We start from the raw sequence: 18,089 nt of genomic DNA, 5'->3' as shown, positions 1-18,089 counted from the left end.
AGCCCATCCCAACAATACGCGGCTCTTCGGAGGGATGCCCGAGCGGTCAAAGGGAGCAGACTGTAAATCTGCCGGCTATGCCTACGTAGGTTCAAATCCTACTCCCTCCACCAAATTCTACTGGTTTCGGCAGGCGGGTGTAGTTCAATGGTAGAACCTCAGCCTTCCAAGCTGATGATGTGGGTTCGATTCCCATCACCCGCTCCAGCTGAAATCCGGAACCAGCTCGCCAGCAGCATCGGCGGGTCACAATTTAGTAAAGACGATGTGGCGGCAGTGCGAGCTGACGCTGGATCGAGAAAGAAGTCAGCGCCCAAATAGCTCAGTCGGTAGAGCACTTTCTTGGTAAGGAAGAGGTCGCCGGTTCGATTCCGGCTTTGGGCACCATTTTCATGCTTTGCAATTCGCCTTGATAAGGGAAACCGCGACAAATGGCTAAAGAGAAATTTGAGCGTACGAAACCCCACGTAAACGTGGGCACGATCGGACACGTGGACCACGGCAAGACGACGCTGACAGCAGCGCTGACGGTGGTGCAGGGCAAGAAGTTCGGTGGTGAGTCGAAAGCTTACGACCAGATTGACAATGCCCCGGAAGAAAAAGCCCGCGGTATTACCATTTCGACCGCTCACGTGGAATACGAGTCGGACGTGCGTCACTACGCGCACGTGGACTGCCCGGGACACGCTGACTATGTGAAGAACATGATCACCGGTGCGGCGCAGATGGACGGCGCGATTCTGGTGTGCTCGGCCGCAGACGGCCCGATGCCGCAGACGCGTGAGCACATTCTTCTGGCCCGCCAGGTTGGCGTGCCTTACATCGTCGTGTTCCTGAACAAGGCTGACATGGTCGATGACGCCGAGCTGCTCGAGCTGGTGGAAATGGAAGTGCGCGAACTGCTGGACACCTATGATTTCCCGGGTGATGACACCCCGGTGATCATCGGCAGTGCGCTGAAAGCACTGGAAGGCGACGAGTCGGAAATTGGCTCGCAGGCGATCGACAAACTGATTGCTGCGCTGGACGAATACATTCCGGAGCCGGAGCGCGCCATTGACGGTGCCTTCCTGATGCCGGTTGAGGACGTGTTCTCGATTTCGGGTCGCGGTACTGTGGCCACGGGTCGTGTTGAGCGCGGCATCATCAAGGTTGGCGAAGAAATCGAAATCGTGGGTATCAAAGATACCGCGAAGACGACGGTGACCGGTGTTGAGATGTTCCGCAAGCTGCTCGACGAAGGTCGCGCGGGTGACAACGTTGGCATTCTGCTGCGCGGCACCAAGCGCGAAGAAATCGAGCGCGGCCAGGTTCTGGCCAAGCCGGGCAGCATCCAGCCGCACACCAAGTTCGAATCTGAGGTGTACATCCTGAAGAAAGAAGAAGGTGGTCGTCACACCCCGTTCTTCAAGGGTTACCGTCCGCAGTTCTACTTCCGCACGACCGACGTGACGGGCGCAGTGGAATTGCCGGAAGGCACCGAGATGGTGATGCCTGGTGACAATGTGAACATGAAGGTTGAGTTGATCGCGCCGATCGCGATGGATGAAGGTCTTCGTTTCGCAATTCGCGAAGGTGGCCGCACTGTCGGCGCCGGCGTTGTTGCCAAGATCTTCGACTAAAAATCAGCGGATGCCGGCGACCTGATGGTCGCCGGCTTCGTTTTATCCGCTTGATTTCTCGGGGCGCTGCTGTAAAATACGCGCCCTTTTGCCCCAACAGGCCAGTAGCTCAATTGGTAGAGCGGCGGTCTCCAAAACCGCAGGTTGGGGGTTCGAGACCCTCCTGGCCTGCCATAACTTACTGAAACTGCCGCGGTTCCGCGGGGAGTTATCGCAACGCAATGAGTGCGCAGACGGAAACAACCGGATCGGCGCTGGACACCGTTTTGCTATGGGCAGCCGTAGCAATCCTGGCCGCCAGCATTTTCGGTTTTTACTACTTCGAGCCCCAGTTCAATGCGCTGGTGCGCGTGGCGGGCATGCTCGTGGGCGGTGCGTTGGCAGTGGTTGTGGCATTGCAGTCCGTGCCTGGCAAGGCCGCGTGGCTGGTGGTGCGCGAGTCGCGCACGGAGCTGCGCAAGGTCGTATGGCCGACGCGCCCAGAGACGATTCAGACAACGGCGATCATTTTGATCGTGGTGTTGATTCTGGGCATGTTGTTGTGGGGGATTGATTCCCTGCTGCTGCTTGCGCTGGAAGCACTGACCGGGCGTGGGGGCTGATCATGGCCATGCGCTGGTACGTGGTCCACGCCTATTCTCAGTACGAGAAAAAGGTCAAGAAGTCTCTGGAAGAGCGCATTGTGCGCGCCGGTCTGGAGGATCAGTTCGGTCAGATTCTGGTTCCGACAGAAGAGGTCGTCGAGATTCGGGACGGCAGTAAGCGGACCACCGAGCGTAAGTTTTTCCCCGGCTATGTGCTGGTGGAAATGGATATGAACGAAGACACCTGGCACCTGGTTAAGTCTGTGCCCAAGGTGATGGGATTCATTGGTGGGACGACGGATCGCCCGGCGCCGATCACCAAGGCTGAAGCGGACAAGATTCTGAATCAGGTCGAAGAGAGTGTTGAGGCGCCCAAGCCGAAAACATTGTTTGAGCCGGGTGAGTCTGTGCGTGTGCTCGACGGGCCGTTTGCCGACTTCTCCGGTGTGGTCGAAGAGGTCAATTACGAGAAGAGCAAGTTGCGCGTCTCGGTGCTGATTTTTGGTCGTTCGACGCCGGTTGAGCTGGATTTTTCGCAGGTCGAAAAATCCTGACATAAATTTAATGCAGCAATGCATTGGCCTGGGCCTTTGGCGCAGGTGGTTGGCGAATTGATCGTCAACAACGTGGTAGCGGGACAGGAGTCCGGCTGCGTTTTGATTAAGGGAAGGCCTGGCCAGGGCCGCTATTACCCGCCAAGGAGTTAGCATGGCAAAGAAAGTACAGGCTTATATCAAGCTGCAGGTCAAGGCCGGTCAGGCCAACCCGAGTCCGCCGGTTGGTCCGGCGCTGGGTCAGCACGGCGTCAACATCATGGAGTTCTGCAAAGCGTTCAACGCGCAGACCCAGTCGATGGAGCCGGGGCTTCCGGTGCCCGTCGTCATCACCGTGTATGCCGACCGCAGCTTCACCTTCATCACCAAGACGCCGCCCGCGGCGATCCTGCTCAAGAAGGCCGCAGGTATCAAGTCCGGCAGCCCGACCCCCAACACCAAGAAGGTGGGCAAGGTCACGCGTGCGCAGCTGGAAGAAATCGCCAACGTCAAGATGCCGGATCTCAATGCCGGTTCGCTTGATGCAGCTGTCAACATCATTGCCGGCAGCGCCCGCGCAATGGGTCTTGAGGTGGAGGGTTAATTCATGGCCAAGCTTACCAAGCGTCAGAAGCTGATCCGCGAAAAGGTCGGCAACAACAATCAGCCGCGCAGCCTGGATGAGGCCATCAGCCTGCTCAAGGAATGCGCTAATGCCAAGTTCACCGAATCGGTGGACGTGGCGGTCAACCTCGGCGTGGATCCGCGTAAATCGGATCAGGCTGTGCGTGGTTCCACCGTGCTGCCGCATGGCACCGGTAAGGCCGTGAAAGTGGCTGTGTTCACCCAGGGTGAGAACGCAGAAAAGGCCAAGGCTGCTGGTGCCGATGCCGTGGGCATGGACGAACTGGCGGAAGAGTTCAAATCGGGCAATTTCGATTACAACGTTGTGATTGCTTCGCCGGATGCCATGCGCATCGTCGGTCAGCTGGGCAAAGTGCTGGGGCCGCGTGGCCTGATGCCGAACCCGAAAGTTGGCACGGTGACGCCGGATGTTGAAACGGCGGTCAAGAACTTCAAGGCCGGTCAGGCGCGCTACCGCACCGACAAGAACGGCATCATTCATTGCGCGATCGGTTCGATCGGCTTCGAGCCCCAGGCTTTGAGCGAGAACCTGAACGCCGTGATTGCTGATCTCAAGAAGGCCAAGCCGAGTTCCAGCAAAGGCATCTACATGCAGAAAGTGACGCTGTCCACGACCATGGGTCCGGGCGTTGCTGTTGATGTCAGCGCGCTGGGTTAAGGCGTAATAGATAAAGCGTCATCTTGCGCGAGCAGGATGGCGTTTCAAGGACTTTGCGACGTGGCAGTTGCTGCTGCGCCGTCAAAGACCGCAGGTACCCGCAAGGGAACAAATGGGGTGATACCCGGCCTGCGCAGATGGTGCTCCCGCTAGCGGGACGCCGTAGGGGTTGGTGACAGATCACATGGTCGGTCACTGACATTTTTGTTGCAACTGTCACACCGAGGGAATTATGGCTCTCAGGCTTGAAGACAAGAAAGCCCTCGTTGCCGAAATCAACGCGGTCGCGGCTGAAGCGCATTCAGCTGTGGTTGCGGAGTATCGAGGTCTGTCCGCAGAAAAGATGACTGCATTGCGTGCCAAGGCACGCGACGGTGGTGCATTCTTGAAAGTGGTCAAGAACTCGTTGGCGAAACGTGCTGTGGCCGGTACCGAATTCGAGTGCATGAACGATGCATTCGTTGGTCCGGTGATTCTCGGGTTTTCGATGGAAGATCCGGGCGCAGCAGCACGCGTCATCAAAGATTTCAGCAAGGAAAACGAGGCACTGAAGGTCACGGCGGTATCCGTCAGCGGCCAACTGCTTCCGGCGTCCGACATTGCACGTCTGGCTGATCTGCCGACTCGCGAGCAGGCACTGGCGATACTGATGGGTGTTATTCAGGCACCGGTCAGCAAGTTCGTCCGTACCCTCAAAGAGCCGGTGGCACAGACCGCACGTGTTGTGGCTGCGGTACGCGACCAGAAGCAGGCGGCGTGACCCTCGTTTGGATACCGATATTAGGAGTTATTGAAAATGGCACTGTCTAAAGAAGAAGTACTCGACGCGATCGCCGAAATGTCCGTGATGGACGTGGTGGAACTCGTGTCCATGATGGAAGAAAAATTCGGCGTTTCTGCCGCTGCTCCGGTGGCTGTTGCTGCCGCTGGTGGCGCTGCTGCTGGTGGTGATGCTGCCGCTGCAGAAGAAAAAGACGAATTCGATGTCGTTCTGGCCAGCTTCGGCGACAACAAGGTTGCGGTCATTAAGGCCGTCCGTGGTGTTACCGGTCTGGGTCTGAAGGAAGCTAAGGAAGCGGTTGAAGGTGCACCCTCCACTCTGAAGGAAGGTGTTGCTAAGGCCGAAGCCGAAGACATCAAGAAGCAGCTGGAAGAAGCTGGCGCTAAAGTCGAGCTGAAATAAGCCCGACTTGAATCCGGTTCTCTTCATTAAAACCGGTAACAAGGCTGGTGGCGAAAGCCACCGGCCTTTTGCTGTTTATTCGCGCGTTCGCGCGATTCTAGTCTGAAGACTGAGGTTACAGATGGCCTACTCGTTCACCGAGAAAAAGCGCGTCCGCAAGGATTTTGGCAAGCGCATTGCGCCGCTCGACGTGCCGTTTTTGCTGGCGACTCAGATCGAGTCCTACAAGAATTTTCTGCAGCGGGATACCAAACCCCGCTCCCGCGAGGCCATCGGCCTGCACGGTGCCCTGAGTTCGGTTTTCCCGATGGAAAGCTACTCTGGCAGCGCCGCGCTGGAATACGTCAGCTACCGTTTGGGTGAGCCGACGTTTGATGAAAAAGAGTGCCGCGTACGTGGCATGACCTACTCTGCGCCCCTGCGTGTCAAAGTGCGCCTGGTCATTTATGACAAGGAAAGCAAAGAGAAACGCGTCAAGGACGTGCGCGAGCAGGAAGTCTACATGGGCGAACTGCCCCTGATGACGGACAACGGCACCTTCATCATCAACGGCACCGAGCGTGTCGTGGTGTCGCAGCTGCATCGCAGCCCTGGTGTGTTCTTTGACCATGACAAGGGCAAGAGCCACTCGTCGGGTAAATTGTTGTACTCCGCACGCATCATTCCGTACCGCGGCTCGTGGCTGGACTTCGAGTTCGACCCCAAGGATCTGGTGTACGTGCGTATCGACCGTCGGCGCAAGCTGCCGGTTTCGATCCTGCTGCGTGCGTTGGAAATGGACGACGAGCAAATCCTCGCCCGCTTCCATGAAACCAACACGTTCTTCCTCTCCGCTGAGGGCGCACGTCTGGAATTGATTCCGGAGCGTCTGCGTGGCGAGCTGGCGGCGTTCGACATCAAAGCCGGTGACGAGATCCTGGTTGAAGAAGGTCGTCGTATCACCCAGCGTCATATCAAGAAGATGGCTGATGCCGGTCTTGATAGCCTGGAAGTGCCGGACAGCTACCTGCTGGGCAAGAGCCTGGCCAAGTCGATCATTGACGGCGATACCGGTGAGGTGATTGCCGAGGCCAACGCACAGTTGACCGAAGAGCTCATTGTTGAGCTGCGTAAGGCCAGCATCGAAAAGATCGATACGCTTTACGTCAATGACCTGGACAAGGGGCCGTACGTCTCCGAGACCCTGCGTATTGATCCGACGCGCACCCGCCTGGAAGCGTTGGTTGAGATCTACCGCATGATGCGTCCGGGTGAGCCGCCGACCAAGGAAGCCGCCGAAGGTCTGTTCGACAATCTGTTCTTCGCCGAAGAACGTTACGATCTGTCGGCTGTTGGCCGGATGAAGTTCAACCGCCGTCTGGGCCGTGACGATGTCACCGGGCCGGGCGTGCTGACCCATGATGACATCCTTGATGTGATTCAGGAGTTGATCAATATCCGTAATGGTATTGGCCAGACTGATGACATCGATCATCTGGGCAATCGCCGCGTTCGCAGCGTCGGCGAGATGGCCGAAAACACCTTCCGCACCGGTCTGGTGCGTGTTGAGCGTGCTGTGCGCGAGCGTCTGGCTCTGGCTGAATCCGAAGGCCTGATGCCGCAGGATCTGATCAACGCCAAGCCGGTTGCAGCTGCGGTTAAGGAGTTCTTCGGTTCATCGCAGCTGTCGCAGTTCATGGACCAGAACAACCCGCTGTCGGAAGTGACGCATAAGCGTCGCGTCTCCGCTTTGGGCCCAGGTGGTCTGACCCGCGAGCGCGCAGGCTTCGAAGTGCGCGACGTGCATCCGACTCACTATGGTCGTATCTGCCCGATTGAGACGCCTGAAGGTCCGAACATCGGCCTGATCAACTCGTTGTCGGTGTACGCGCGGACCAACGAATACGGCTTCCTGGAAACACCGTATCGCCGCGTTGAGAACGGCCAGGTGACCAGCGACATTGAGTATCTGTCGGCTATTGAAGAAGGTCGTTACGTCATTGCGCAGGCTAACGCCCAGCTGGATGACGCCGGCAACTTCACCGACGATCTGGTCGCCGTGCGCCACATGAACGAATTCACGATCATGTCGCCGGAAAAAATCCAGTACATGGATGTTTCGCCGAAACAGATCGTGTCGGTTGCGGCTTCGATTATCCCGTTCCTCGAGCATGATGACGCCAACCGTGCGCTCATGGGCTCGAACATGCAGCGCCAGGCTGTGCCGTGTCTGCGTGCCGAGAAGCCGCTGGTCGGTACCGGCATGGAGCGCCGTGTGGCGGTGGACTCCGGTGTGGCCATGACCGCCAAGCGCGGCGGCCGCGTCGACAAGGTTGACGCTGCGCGTATCGTGATTCGTGTGAATGATGACGAAACCGTGCCGGGCGAGCCGGGCGTGGATATCTACAACTTCATCAAGTACACCCGTTCCAACCAGAACACCTGCATCAACCAGCGTCCGCTGGTGAAACCCGGTGATGTGATTGCCGCCGGTGATGTGATCGCGGACGGTCCGTCCACCGACATGGGTGAGCTTGCGCTGGGCCAGAACATGCTGGTCGCGTTCATGCCCTGGAACGGTTACAACTTCGAGGACTCCATTTTGGTGTCCGAGCGGGTTGTGGAAGAAGATCGCTTCACCACCATCCATATCGAAGAGCTGACCTGCGTCGCGCGTGAAACCAAGCTGGGGCCGGAAGAAATTTCCGACGATATCCCCAATGTCAACGAATCCGCGCTGCGCAAGCTGGATGACGCCGGTGTTGTGTACATCGGTGCCGAGGTCAAGGCTGGCGATATTCTGGTCGGTAAAGTCACGCCCAAGGGCGAGACCCAGCTGACGCCGGAAGAAAAACTGCTGCGGGCGATCTTCGGTGAGAAAGCATCGGATGTGAAGGACACGTCGCTGCGCGTGCCGTCATCCATCGAAGGCACGGTCATTGATGTGCGCGTGTTCACCCGTGAAGGGGTAGAGAAGGATGCGCGTGCCCTGGCTATCGAAGAATCGGAGCTGGCCCAGGTTCGCAAGGACCTGCAGGACGAGCTGCGTATCTTCGAAGATGACATTTTCGCGCGTACCCGCACCATGCTGATTGGCGCGGTGGCTGATGGTGGTCCCAAGAAGCTGAAGTCAGGTGCGGCCATCGAAGAGGCCTACCTGGATGATCTGGACCAGGACAAGTGGTTCGATATCCGCCTGCGTGAAGAAGAGGCGCAGACCCAGCTCGAAGCGATGGCCAAGCAGCTGAAAGAGCAACGGGAAGAGTTCGATCAGCGCTTCAAGACCAAGAAAGAGAAAATCACCCAGGGCGACGAACTGGCCCCGGGCGTGCTCAAGATGGTCAAGGTGTACCTCGCGGTCAAGCGTCGCATCCAGCCGGGTGACAAGATGGCTGGTCGCCACGGTAACAAGGGCGTGATTTCGCAGATCGTTCCGGTTGAAGACATGCCGCACAGTGCCGATGGCACCACCGTGGATATCGTCCTCAACCCGCTGGGCGTACCCTCGCGTATGAACATCGGGCAGGTTCTTGAGACCCATCTTGGCTATGCGGCCAAGGGCATCGGCCTGAAACTGCAGCGCATGATGGAAGAGCAGCGCGTGGTTGAGGCCGGCAAGCTGCGCAAGTACCTGGCCGAGACCGTTTATGCACGTGACGGTAAGCCGGATGCCGGCATCGAAGCCATGCAGGATGACGAAGTCATCGAGCTGGCCAAGAACCTGCAGGGCGGTTTGCCCGTGGCGACACCGGTCTTTGATGGCGCTGGCGAAGAGGACATCATCAACTTGTTCCGCGAAGCCGGATTGAGCGAAACCGGTCAGGTCACGCTGTTTGACGGTCGCACCGGCGAGCCGTTTGAACGCGATGTCACCGTGGGTTACATGTACATGCTCAAGCTCAACCACCTTGTGGATGACAAGATGCATGCACGTTCCACCGGGCCGTACTCGCTGGTCACCCAGCAGCCGCTGGGCGGTAAGGCGCAGAACGGTGGTCAGCGCTTCGGGGAGATGGAGGTCTGGGCTCTGGAAGCTTATGGCGCCGCCTACACGTTGCAGGAAATGCTCACCGTCAAGTCTGATGACACCGCTGGTCGTACCCGCATGTACAAGTCGATTGTCGATGGCGATCACTACATGGATGCGGGCATGCCGGAATCCTTCAACGTTCTGGTCAAGGAAATTCGCTCCCTGGCCCTGAACATTGAGCTGGATACGGACGACTGATCCGGCTGTTGACGGGTTTGCTTGGTATTACGAATTAAATAGGTCGGCGGAGCTGACATGAAAGATTTACTCAATCTGCTTAAGGCAGGCGACACGCAGGAAGATTTTGACGCCATCAAGATCGGCCTGTCGTCGCCTGAAACCATCCGGTCCTGGTCTTATGGCGAGGTCAAGAAGCCGGAAACCATCAACTACCGCACGTTCAAGCCGGAGCGCGACGGCCTTTTCTGCGCCAAGATTTTTGGCCCGGTCAAGGACTACGAGTGCCTGTGCGGCAAGTACAAACGTCTCAAGCACCGCGGTGTGGTGTGTGAGAAATGTGGCGTAGAAGTGACCCTGGCCAAGGTGCGTCGTGAGCGCATGGGCCACATTGATCTGGCGTCGCCGACCGCGCATATCTGGTTCATGAAATCGCTGCCGTCACGCATCGGCTTGCTGCTGGATATGCCGTTGCGTGCCATCGAGCGCGTGCTGTACTTCGAAGGTTACGTGGTCATCGAGCCGGGCATGACCCCGCTCGAGCGTGGCCAGTTGCTGACCGAAGAGGACTACCTCGATGCGGTCGAGCAGCACGGCGATGAGTTTGATGCGCGCATGGGCGCCGAAGCCATCTACGAGCTGCTGCGCTCGATTGATATGCAGCGCGAAACCGTGCAGTTGCGCGAAGACATGGCCAACACCGGCTCGGAAACCAAGATCAAGCGTCTGGGTAAACGCCTCAAGCTGGTTGAGTATTTCCTCAGCTCGGGCAACAAGCCGGAGTGGATGATCCTGACCGTGCTGCCGGTGTTGCCGCCGGATCTGCGTCCGTTGGTGCCGCTGGATGGTGGCCGTTTCGCGACGTCTGATCTGAATGATCTGTACCGTCGTGTGATCAACCGTAACAACCGTCTGCGTCGGTTGCTTGAGCTGTCGGCACCGGAAATCATCGTGCGCAATGAAAAGCGCATGTTGCAGGAGTCGGTGGATGCGTTGATCGATAACGGTCGTCGCGGCCGTGCCATCACCGGTTCAAACAAGCGGCCGCTCAAGTCGCTGGCTGACATGATCAAGGGCAAGCAGGGGCGTTTCCGTCAGAACCTGCTGGGTAAGCGCGTCGACTATTCCGGTCGTTCGGTGATCGTGGTTGGGCCGACGCTGCGCCTGCATCAGTGCGGTCTGCCCAAGAAGATGGCGCTGGAACTGTTCAAGCCGTTCGTGTTCTCGCGTCTGCAGCGCCTCAATCTGGCCTCCACCATCAAGGCGGCCAAGAAGATGGTCGAGCGTGAAGAACCGGAAGTTTGGGATGTGCTGGAAGAGTGCATCCGCGAGCATCCGGTCATGCTCAACCGTGCGCCGACCCTGCATCGTCTGGGTATCCAGGCGTTTGAGCCGCAGCTGATTGAAGGTAAGGCCATCCAGCTGCATCCGCTGGTGTGCACCGCGTTCAACGCTGACTTTGACGGTGACCAAATGGCCGTGCACGTGCCGCTGTCGCTGGAAGCTCAGCTTGAAGCGCGCGTACTGATGATGTCCTCGAACAACATCCTGTCGCCGGCCAATGGTGATCCGATCATCGTGCCGACCCAGGACGTGGTGCTGGGGCTGTACTGGCTGTCGCGCGAGCGCGTCAACGCGCCGGGTGAGGGGGCTGTGTTCACCGACGTGGAAGAGGTGCACCGCGCCTATGAAAGCCGCCAGGTGCATCTGCATGCCAAGATCAAGGTGCGTATCCAGGATTGGGTCGACACCGAAGATGCTGCTGACAGCACGCCGTACACGCATGTGGTTGAGACCACCGTGGGGCGCGCCATCCTGTCGGAAATCCTGCCGGATCGCCTGCCGTTCTCGCTGATCAACCGCGAGCTGACCAAGAAGGCCGTGTCGGGCGTGATCAACGCGGCTTACCGCCGCGTGGGTACAAAAGAAACCGTGGTCTTCGCTGACCAGCTGATGTACACCGGTTTCCGCCACTCGACGCGTGCGGGTATCTCCATCGGCATCAACGATATGGTGATTCCGGAAGAGAAAGCCGAAATCCTTGATGCGGCCGAAGCCGAGGTTAAGGAAATCGAAGATCAGTACACCTCGGGCCTGGTGACCCAGGGTGAGCGCTACAACAAGGTTGTCGATATCTGGTCTCGTGCCAACGACCGCATTGCACGCGCGATGATGGAACGCCTGAGCACCGAAGATGTGGTCGACGCCAAGGGCGACACGGTCAAGCAAGCCTCGTTCAACTCGATCTTCATGATGGCGGATTCCGGGGCGCGTGGTAGCGCCGCACAGATCCGTCAGCTGGCCGGGATGCGTGGTCTGATGGCCAAGCCGGACGGCTCGATCATTGAAACGCCGATCACTGCGAACTTCCGCGAAGGGCTGGACGTAAACCAGTACTTTATCTCCACTCACGGTGCCCGTAAGGGTCTGGCCGATACCGCACTCAAGACCGCAAACTCGGGTTACCTGACGCGCCGTCTGGTCGACGTGGCGCAGGACGTGGTGGTGACCGAGGTGGATTGCGGCACCGAGGCGGGCCTGCTGATGGCCCCGATCGTCGAAGGTGGCGATGTTGTCGAGCCGCTGCGTGAGCGTGTGCTTGGCCGTGTTGCCGCACAGGACGTGTTCAAGCCGGGCAGCAGCGACGAAGTGGTGCTTCCGGCTGGCAGCCTGATTGATGAAGCTGCGGCCGATCTGCTGGAATCGCATTCCGTAGACGAAGTGGTGGTGCGTTCGCCGATCACCTGTGATGTGCTGCACGGTGTGTGCGCGGCATGTTACGGCCGTGATCTGGCGCGTGGTATCCGCGTCAACATCGGTGAGGCTGTGGGCGTTATCGCGGCCCAGTCGATTGGTGAGCCGGGTACCCAGCTGACCATGCGTACCTTCCACGTGGGTGGTGCGGCATCGCGTTCTGCTGCTGCTGACGGTATTTCGGTCAAGGCGGCCGGTACCATCAAGCTGCACAATGTCAAAACTGTGAAGCATCCGGATGGTCACCTGGTCGCGGTCTCGCGTTCCGGTGAAATCGGCTTGATCAATGCGCATGGTCAGGAGAAGGAACGCTACAAGCTGCCTTATGGTGCGCTGATCACGCTGGAAGACGGCGCAGAAGTGGAAGCTGGCCAGCAGGTCGCCCGCTGGGATCCGCACACCCACCCGATCGTCACTGAGGTGGCGGGTCGCGTGAAGCTGGTGGACTTCGAAGAAGGCGTGTCCGTGGCCAAGGAAGTCGACGAAATCACTGGCGTTTCGACGCTGGCGGTGCTCGACATCAAGGCGCGTACCGGTGCCGGTAAAGACCTGCGCCCGACCGTGAAACTGGTTGATGAGAACGGCAAGGAACTGATGTTCCCGGGTACCGAAATGCCTGCGGCCTACCAGCTGCCGGGCAAGGCGGTTGTAACCGTGCAGGATGGCGGTGAAATTGTCGTCGGTGACGTGCTCGCACGTATTCCGACCGAGTCGTCCAAGACCCGTGACATCACCGGTGGTCTGCCGCGTGTTGCTGACCTGTTCGAGGCGCGTAAGCCGAAAGAGCCGGCTATTCTGGCTGAGGCCAGCGGCACCATCGGCTTTGGCCAGGCGACCAAGGGCAAGCAGCGCATCAAGATTGTCGAGTCCAGCGGCGAAGAAACCGAATTGCTGATTCCGAAATGGCGTCAGGTCGGTGTGTTCGAGGGTGAGCACGTCGAGCGCGGTGAAGTCATTTCCGAGGGCGAGCCCAGTGCACATGACATCCTGCGTCTGAAAGGGGTGTCGGAGCTGGCTGCGTATCTGGTCAAGGAAATTCAGGACGTCTACCGCCTGCAGGGTGTGAAGATCAACGACAAGCACATTGAGACGATCATCCGTCAGATGCTGCGCAAGGTCGAGATCACTGACACCGGTGATTCCAGCTTCCTGCGTGGTGAGCAGCTTGAGTACACCACCGTAAAGGCTGAGAACGACCGCCTGGTCGCGGACAACCGCGTGCCGGCCAAGTTTGACCGCCTGCTGCTGGGTATCACCAAGGCGTCGCTGTCGACTGAATCGTTCATCTCCGCGGCATCGTTCCAGGAAACCACCCGAGTGCTGACTGAAGCATCGGTGCGTGGCGCCCGTGACGATCTGCGTGGTCTGAAAGAGAACGTCATTGTGGGCCGACTGATACCTGCCGGTACTGGTCTGGCGTTCCACAACCAACGTCGTGAGAACCGTCGCAATGCGTTGCTGGCGGATATCCCGATGGTCCCGGAGGTGGTTGAAGAGACCGCGTCCGCCGGGCCAGAAAATGAGAGCGAATAAGGCAGCGATTTTACCTTGACACTCTAAGGTCAAATCGCTACTATTCGCGGCCTTTCATGACACGTCGGCCCGCCCGACGTGTCATTTTTTTACGGAAAATCCAAGGATTCGCTTCGTGCCGACGATCAATCAACTCGTACGGAAAGGGCGCAAAGACAAGCCGGTCAAGAACAAAGTTCCTGCCCTGGAAGCCTGCCCTCAAAAACGCGGTGTTTGCACCCGCGTGTACACCACCACTCCGAAGAAACCGAACTCGGCGTTGCGTAAAGTCGCCCGTGTGCGTCTGACCAATGGCTTTGAGGTCACCAGCTACATCGGTGGTGAAGGTCATAACCTGCAGGAACACTCCGTGGTTCTGATCCGCGGTGGTCGTGTCAAGGATTTGCCGGGTGTGCGCTACCACACCGTGCGCGGCTCGCTGGATACCAGTGGTGTCGAGAAGCGCCGTCAGGGCCGTTCCAAATACGGTGCCAAGCGGCCCAAGGGCTAACGCCCTTCGTCTTGCGCCCTTCAGTTAAGAGAAGAGTAAACAATGCCCCGTCGTCGTGAGATACAGCCGCGTCAGCCGCTGCCCGATCCAAAATTCAAATCTGTCCAGCTTGCTAAGTTCATTAACATGATCATGCACTCTGGCAAGAAATCCACCGCCGAAGGCATCGTCTACGGTGCCCTGGACCGTATTGCTGAGCGCAAGAGCACCGAAGAGCCGTTGGCGATTCTGGAAGAAGCGCTGGACAACATCCGTCCGGTCGTCGAGGTGAAGTCTCGTCGTGTTGGTGGTGCCACCTACCAGGTTCCGGTTGAAGTGCGCGCTGTGCGTCGCACCACGCTGGCCATGCGTTGGTTGATTGACGCTGCTCGTGCACGTGGTGAAAAGACCATGGCGGAGCGTCTGGCTGGTGAAGTGATGGATGCGTCCGAGCAGCGTGGTAGCGCGATCAAGAAGCGCGAAGATACGCACCGTATGGCAGAAGCCAACAAAGCTTTCTCCCACTTCCGCTGGTAAAGCGCGCGAGCTGCTAGGAAACTTGCTGTGGCCCGTACCACCCCGATTGAGCATTACCGCAATATTGGCATCATGGCCCATATTGATGCCGGTAAGACGACAACCACCGAGCGTATCCTTTATTACACCGGTGTGTCGCACAAGATGGGTGAAGTCCATGATGGCGCTGCCACGATGGACTGGATGGAGCAGGAGCAAGAACGAGGGATCACCATCACCTCGGCTGCGACAACCTGCTTCTGGCAGGGGATGGAGCAGCAGTTCCCGGAGCGATATCGCATCAACATCATCGACACGCCGGGGCACGTCGACTTCACCATTGAAGTTGAGCGGTCCCTGCGTGTGCTTGATGGCGCTGTCTGTGTGCTTGATGCCAACGCAGGTGTAGAGCCGCAGACTGAAACGGTCTGGCGTCAGGCAGACAAGTACGAAGTGCCGCGCATGGTGTTCATCAACAAGATGGACAAAATGGGTGCGGACTATTACCGCTGTATCGACATGATCCGCAAGCGCCTCGGTGCCAATGCGGTGCCGATACAGCTGTCGATCGGCGCGGAAGAAGATTTCGAGGGTGTGGTCGACCTGTTCCGGATGAAGGCCATTCACTGGAACCAGGATGACATGGGTATGACGTTCGAAGAGCGTGATATCCCGGCCGATCTGCAGGCCAAAGCTGAAGAATATCGCGAAGCGATGATCGAGGCGGCGGCTGAAGCCAATGAAGGGTTGATGGAAAAGTACCTCGAAGAGGGCGAGCTTTCCGTCGATGAGATCAAGCAGGGGCTGCGTGCCCGTGTGCTGGCTAACGAAGTTGTGCTCACCCTGTGTGGTACGGCCTTCAAGAACAAAGGTGTTCAAGCCCTGCTCGATGCAGTTGTCGAGTTCATGCCGTCACCTTTGGAAGTCAAGGCCATCAAGGGCACGGATCCTGATGATCCTGAAAAAGCCATGCTGCGCAAATCGTCGGATGACGAGCCTTTTGCGGCGCTGGCATTCAAGATTGCTACCGACCCTTACGTTGGTACGCTGACCTTCGTGCGCGTTTACTCTGGCGTGCTGTCCGCGGGTGATTCGGTTTACAACTCTACGGATGGCAAGAAAGAGCGCATCGGCCGCATTCTGCAGATGCATTCCAATACGCGCGAAGAAATCAAAGAGGTTCGCGCAGGCGACATCGCCGCATGTGTCGGCCTGAAGAACATCACCACCGGGACCACGCTGTGTTCACCGGATGCGCCGGTTATCCTGGAGCGCATGGAATTTCCGGAGCCGGTTATTTCGGTTGCGGTTGAGCCGAAGACCAAGTCGGATCAGGAAAAGATGGGTTTGGCGCTGCAGAAGCTGGCGCAGGAAGATCCTTCGTTCCGCGTGCATACCGACGAAGAGTCCGGGCAGACCATCATTTCCGGTATGGGCGAGCTGCATCTTGAGATCATTGTTGATCGCATGAAGCGTGAGTTCAAAGTCGAGGCCAATGTCGGTAAGCCGCAGGTGGCCTACCGTGAAACCATTCGCGCGACGGTGGAGCAGGAAGGCAAGTTTGTTCGTCAGTCGGGTGGGCGTGGGCAATACGGTCACGTGTGGCTGAAGATCGAGCCGATGCCGGTTGGTGAGGGCTACGAATTTGTTAACGCCATCGTGGGTGGCGTGGTGCCCAAGGAATATATCCCGGCTGTCGATAAGGGCATCCAGGAACAGATGCAAAACGGTGTGATTTGCGGTTATCCGGTGGTTGACGTCAAGGTCACGCTGTATGACGGTTCATACCATGATGTGGATTCCAACGAGATGGCCTTCAAAATTGCCGGCTCGATGGGTTTCAAGGAAGGCGCACGCAAAGCCAAAGCGGTTTTGCTTGAGCCGATCATGGATGTTGAAGTGGTGACGCCGGAAGATTACATGGGCGACGTGATGGGCGATTTGAATCGCCGCCGTGGCGTTGTCCAAGGCATGGAAGATACCCCGACGGGTAAAACCATCCGTGCAGAAGTTCCGCTGGCCGAAATGTTCGGCTACGCGACAGACCTGCGCTCAATGAGCCAGGGACGTGCGACTTACACAATGCAGTTTGGTAAGTACAACGAGGCGCCTTCGAGCGTCGCTGAAGCAGTGATGAAGGCGTCCTGAGCGCCCGTTTTTTGAAAAAGGTTAAGAGTCATGGCCAAGGAAAAATTTGAGCGTACGAAACCCCACGTCAACGTGGGTACGATTGGACACGTGGATCACGGTAAGACGACGCTGACAGCAGCGCTGACGGTGGTGCAGGGTAAGAAGTTCGGTGGTGAGTCGAAAGCTTACGACCAGATTGACAATGCCCCGGAAGAAAAAGCCCGCGGTATTACCATTTCGACCGCTCACGTGGAATACGAGTCGGACGTGCGTCACTACGCGCACGTGGACTGCCCGGGACACGCTGACTATGTGAAGAACATGATCACCGGTGCGGCGCAGATGGACGGCGCGATTCTGGTGTGCTCGGCCGCTGATGGCCCGATGCCGCAGACGCGTGAGCACATTCTGCTGGCCCGCCAGGTTGGCGTGCCTTACATCGTCGTGTTCCTGAACAAGGCTGACATGGTCGATGACGCCGAGCTGCTCGAGCTGGTGGAAATGGAAGTGCGCGAACTGCTGGACACCTATGATTTCCCGGGTGATGACACCCCGGTGATCATCGGCAGTGCGCTGAAAGCACTGGAAGGCGACGAGTCGGAAATTGGCTCGCAGGCGATCGACAAACTGATTGCTGCGCTGGACGAATACATTCCGGAGCCGGAGCGCGCCATTGACGGTGCCTTCCTGATGCCGGTTGAGGACGTGTTCTCGATTTCGGGTCGCGGTACTGTGGCCACGGGTCGTGTTGAGCGCGGCATCATCAAGGTTGGCGAAGAAATCGAAATCGTGGGTATCAAAGATACCGCGAAGACGACGGTGACCGGTGTTGAGATGTTCCGCAAGCTGCTCGACGAAGGTCGCGCGGGTGACAACGTTGGCATTCTGCTGCGCGGCACCAAGCGCGAAGAAATCGAGCGCGGCCAGGTTCTGGCCAAGCCGGGCAGCATCCAGCCGCACACCAAGTTCGAATCTGAGGTGTACATCCTGAAGAAGGAAGAGGGTGGTCGTCACACGCCGTTCTTCAAGGGTTACCGTCCGCAGTTCTACTTCCGCACGACCGACGTGACGGGCGCAGTGGAATTGCCGGAAGGCACCGAGATGGTGATGCCTGGTGACAATGTGAACATGAAGGTTGAGTTGATCGCGCCGATCGCGATGGATGAAGGTCTTCGTTTCGCAATTCGCGAAGGTGGCCGTACTGTCGGCGCCGGCGTTGTTGCCAAGATCTTCGATTAAAGTTATACTAGCGGGCTCTACGCGAGGGTGCGGTTTT

13 protein-coding genes and 4 tRNA genes are annotated in these 18,089 nt (G+C 58.1%); all 17 read left to right on the top strand.

The window, feature by feature from the left end; genetic code table 11:
- Positions 1–28 precede the first annotated feature (28 nt).
- The 17 genes from ATO7_RS03995 (at position 29) to tuf (ATO7_RS03915) (ending at position 18,052) form a co-directional block, all read left to right on the top strand.
- Positions 29–113 (top strand) — tRNA-Tyr (locus ATO7_RS03995).
- Between the two features lie 20 nt (positions 114–133).
- A tRNA-Gly gene (locus ATO7_RS03990) sits at positions 134–207 on the top strand.
- 104 nt (positions 208–311) lie between these two features.
- Positions 312–387, top strand: a tRNA-Thr gene (locus ATO7_RS03985).
- A 44-nt stretch (positions 388–431) separates the two neighbouring features.
- Positions 432–1,622, top strand: coding sequence for an elongation factor Tu (gene tuf, locus ATO7_RS03980; RefSeq protein ID WP_083559703.1), 1,191 nt, complete (start codon positions 432–434; stop codon positions 1,620–1,622).
- 98 nt (positions 1,623–1,720) lie between these two features.
- Positions 1,721–1,796, top strand: a tRNA-Trp gene (locus tag ATO7_RS03975).
- A gap of 47 nt (positions 1,797–1,843) precedes the next feature.
- Entirely contained in the window at positions 1,844–2,224 is a 381-nt protein-coding gene (gene secE, locus ATO7_RS03970) for a preprotein translocase subunit SecE (protein WP_083559727.1), read from the top strand.
- A gap of 2 nt (positions 2,225–2,226) precedes the next feature.
- A complete protein-coding gene (gene nusG / locus ATO7_RS03965) occupies positions 2,227–2,760 on the top strand; it encodes a transcription termination/antitermination protein NusG (RefSeq protein WP_083559725.1) in 534 nt (177 codons plus the stop codon).
- 154 nt (positions 2,761–2,914) lie between these two features.
- Positions 2,915–3,343: a 50S ribosomal protein L11 gene (gene rplK / locus ATO7_RS03960; RefSeq protein ID WP_083559723.1), complete on the top strand. Its 429-nt coding sequence runs from the start codon at positions 2,915–2,917 to the stop codon at positions 3,341–3,343.
- 3 nt (positions 3,344–3,346) lie between these two features.
- Entirely contained in the window at positions 3,347–4,042 is a 696-nt protein-coding gene (rplA, locus tag ATO7_RS03955; RefSeq protein ID WP_083559721.1) for a 50S ribosomal protein L1, read from the top strand.
- Positions 4,043–4,274: 232 nt separating this feature from the next.
- On the top strand, positions 4,275–4,802 hold the full coding sequence (gene rplJ, locus ATO7_RS03950) for a 50S ribosomal protein L10 (RefSeq protein WP_083559718.1): 528 nt from the start codon (positions 4,275–4,277) through the stop codon (positions 4,800–4,802).
- Between the two features lie 36 nt (positions 4,803–4,838).
- Positions 4,839–5,225 carry a 50S ribosomal protein L7/L12 gene (gene rplL / locus ATO7_RS03945; protein WP_083559717.1) on the top strand — a complete coding sequence of 129 codons (387 nt, stop codon included), beginning with the start codon at positions 4,839–4,841 and terminating at the stop codon, positions 5,223–5,225.
- A gap of 121 nt (positions 5,226–5,346) precedes the next feature.
- Entirely contained in the window at positions 5,347–9,432 is a 4,086-nt protein-coding gene (rpoB, locus tag ATO7_RS03940; RefSeq protein ID WP_083559715.1) for a DNA-directed RNA polymerase subunit beta, read from the top strand.
- Positions 9,433–9,489: 57 nt separating this feature from the next.
- Entirely contained in the window at positions 9,490–13,698 is a 4,209-nt protein-coding gene (rpoC, locus tag ATO7_RS03935; RefSeq protein ID WP_083559713.1) for a DNA-directed RNA polymerase subunit beta', read from the top strand.
- Positions 13,699–13,813: 115 nt separating this feature from the next.
- Entirely contained in the window at positions 13,814–14,188 is a 375-nt protein-coding gene (rpsL, locus tag ATO7_RS03930; protein WP_083559709.1) for a 30S ribosomal protein S12, read from the top strand.
- A gap of 42 nt (positions 14,189–14,230) precedes the next feature.
- Complete coding sequence (rpsG, locus tag ATO7_RS03925) at positions 14,231–14,704, top strand: 30S ribosomal protein S7 (RefSeq protein WP_083559707.1); 474 nt, start codon at positions 14,231–14,233, stop codon at positions 14,702–14,704.
- A 27-nt stretch (positions 14,705–14,731) separates the two neighbouring features.
- Complete coding sequence (fusA, locus tag ATO7_RS03920) at positions 14,732–16,831, top strand: elongation factor G (protein ID WP_083559705.1); 2,100 nt, start codon at positions 14,732–14,734, stop codon at positions 16,829–16,831.
- A 30-nt stretch (positions 16,832–16,861) separates the two neighbouring features.
- The gene (tuf, locus tag ATO7_RS03915) at positions 16,862–18,052 is read left to right on the top strand and encodes an elongation factor Tu (RefSeq protein ID WP_083559703.1); all 1,191 of its coding nucleotides are present in this window, start codon (positions 16,862–16,864) and stop codon (positions 18,050–18,052) included.
- Positions 18,053–18,089 lie beyond the last annotated feature (37 nt).

This window comes from Oceanococcus atlanticus, from assembly GCF_002088235.1.
Taxonomy (GTDB): Bacteria; Pseudomonadota; Gammaproteobacteria; order Nevskiales; family Oceanococcaceae; genus Oceanococcus; species Oceanococcus atlanticus.
Note: the sequence above shows the minus strand (reverse complement) of the source record. Positions and strands in the feature narration are given on the sequence as shown.

Coding starts and splice junctions, on each gene's coding strand:
- rplJ (WP_083559718.1), top strand. CDS start 4,275: ATGGCTCTCAGGCTTGAAGACAAGAAAGCCCTCGTTGCCGAAATCAAC.
- rpoC (WP_083559713.1), top strand. CDS start 9,490: ATGAAAGATTTACTCAATCTGCTTAAGGCAGGCGACACGCAGGAAGAT.
- tuf (WP_083559703.1), top strand. CDS start 16,862: ATGGCCAAGGAAAAATTTGAGCGTACGAAACCCCACGTCAACGTGGGT.
- rplK (WP_083559723.1), top strand. CDS start 2,915: ATGGCAAAGAAAGTACAGGCTTATATCAAGCTGCAGGTCAAGGCCGGT.
- rplA (WP_083559721.1), top strand. CDS start 3,347: ATGGCCAAGCTTACCAAGCGTCAGAAGCTGATCCGCGAAAAGGTCGGC.
- rpsG (WP_083559707.1), top strand. CDS start 14,231: ATGCCCCGTCGTCGTGAGATACAGCCGCGTCAGCCGCTGCCCGATCCA.
- tuf (WP_083559703.1), top strand. CDS start 432: ATGGCTAAAGAGAAATTTGAGCGTACGAAACCCCACGTAAACGTGGGC.
- nusG (WP_083559725.1), top strand. CDS start 2,227: ATGGCCATGCGCTGGTACGTGGTCCACGCCTATTCTCAGTACGAGAAA.
- rpoB (WP_083559715.1), top strand. CDS start 5,347: ATGGCCTACTCGTTCACCGAGAAAAAGCGCGTCCGCAAGGATTTTGGC.
- secE (WP_083559727.1), top strand. CDS start 1,844: ATGAGTGCGCAGACGGAAACAACCGGATCGGCGCTGGACACCGTTTTG.
- rplL (WP_083559717.1), top strand. CDS start 4,839: ATGGCACTGTCTAAAGAAGAAGTACTCGACGCGATCGCCGAAATGTCC.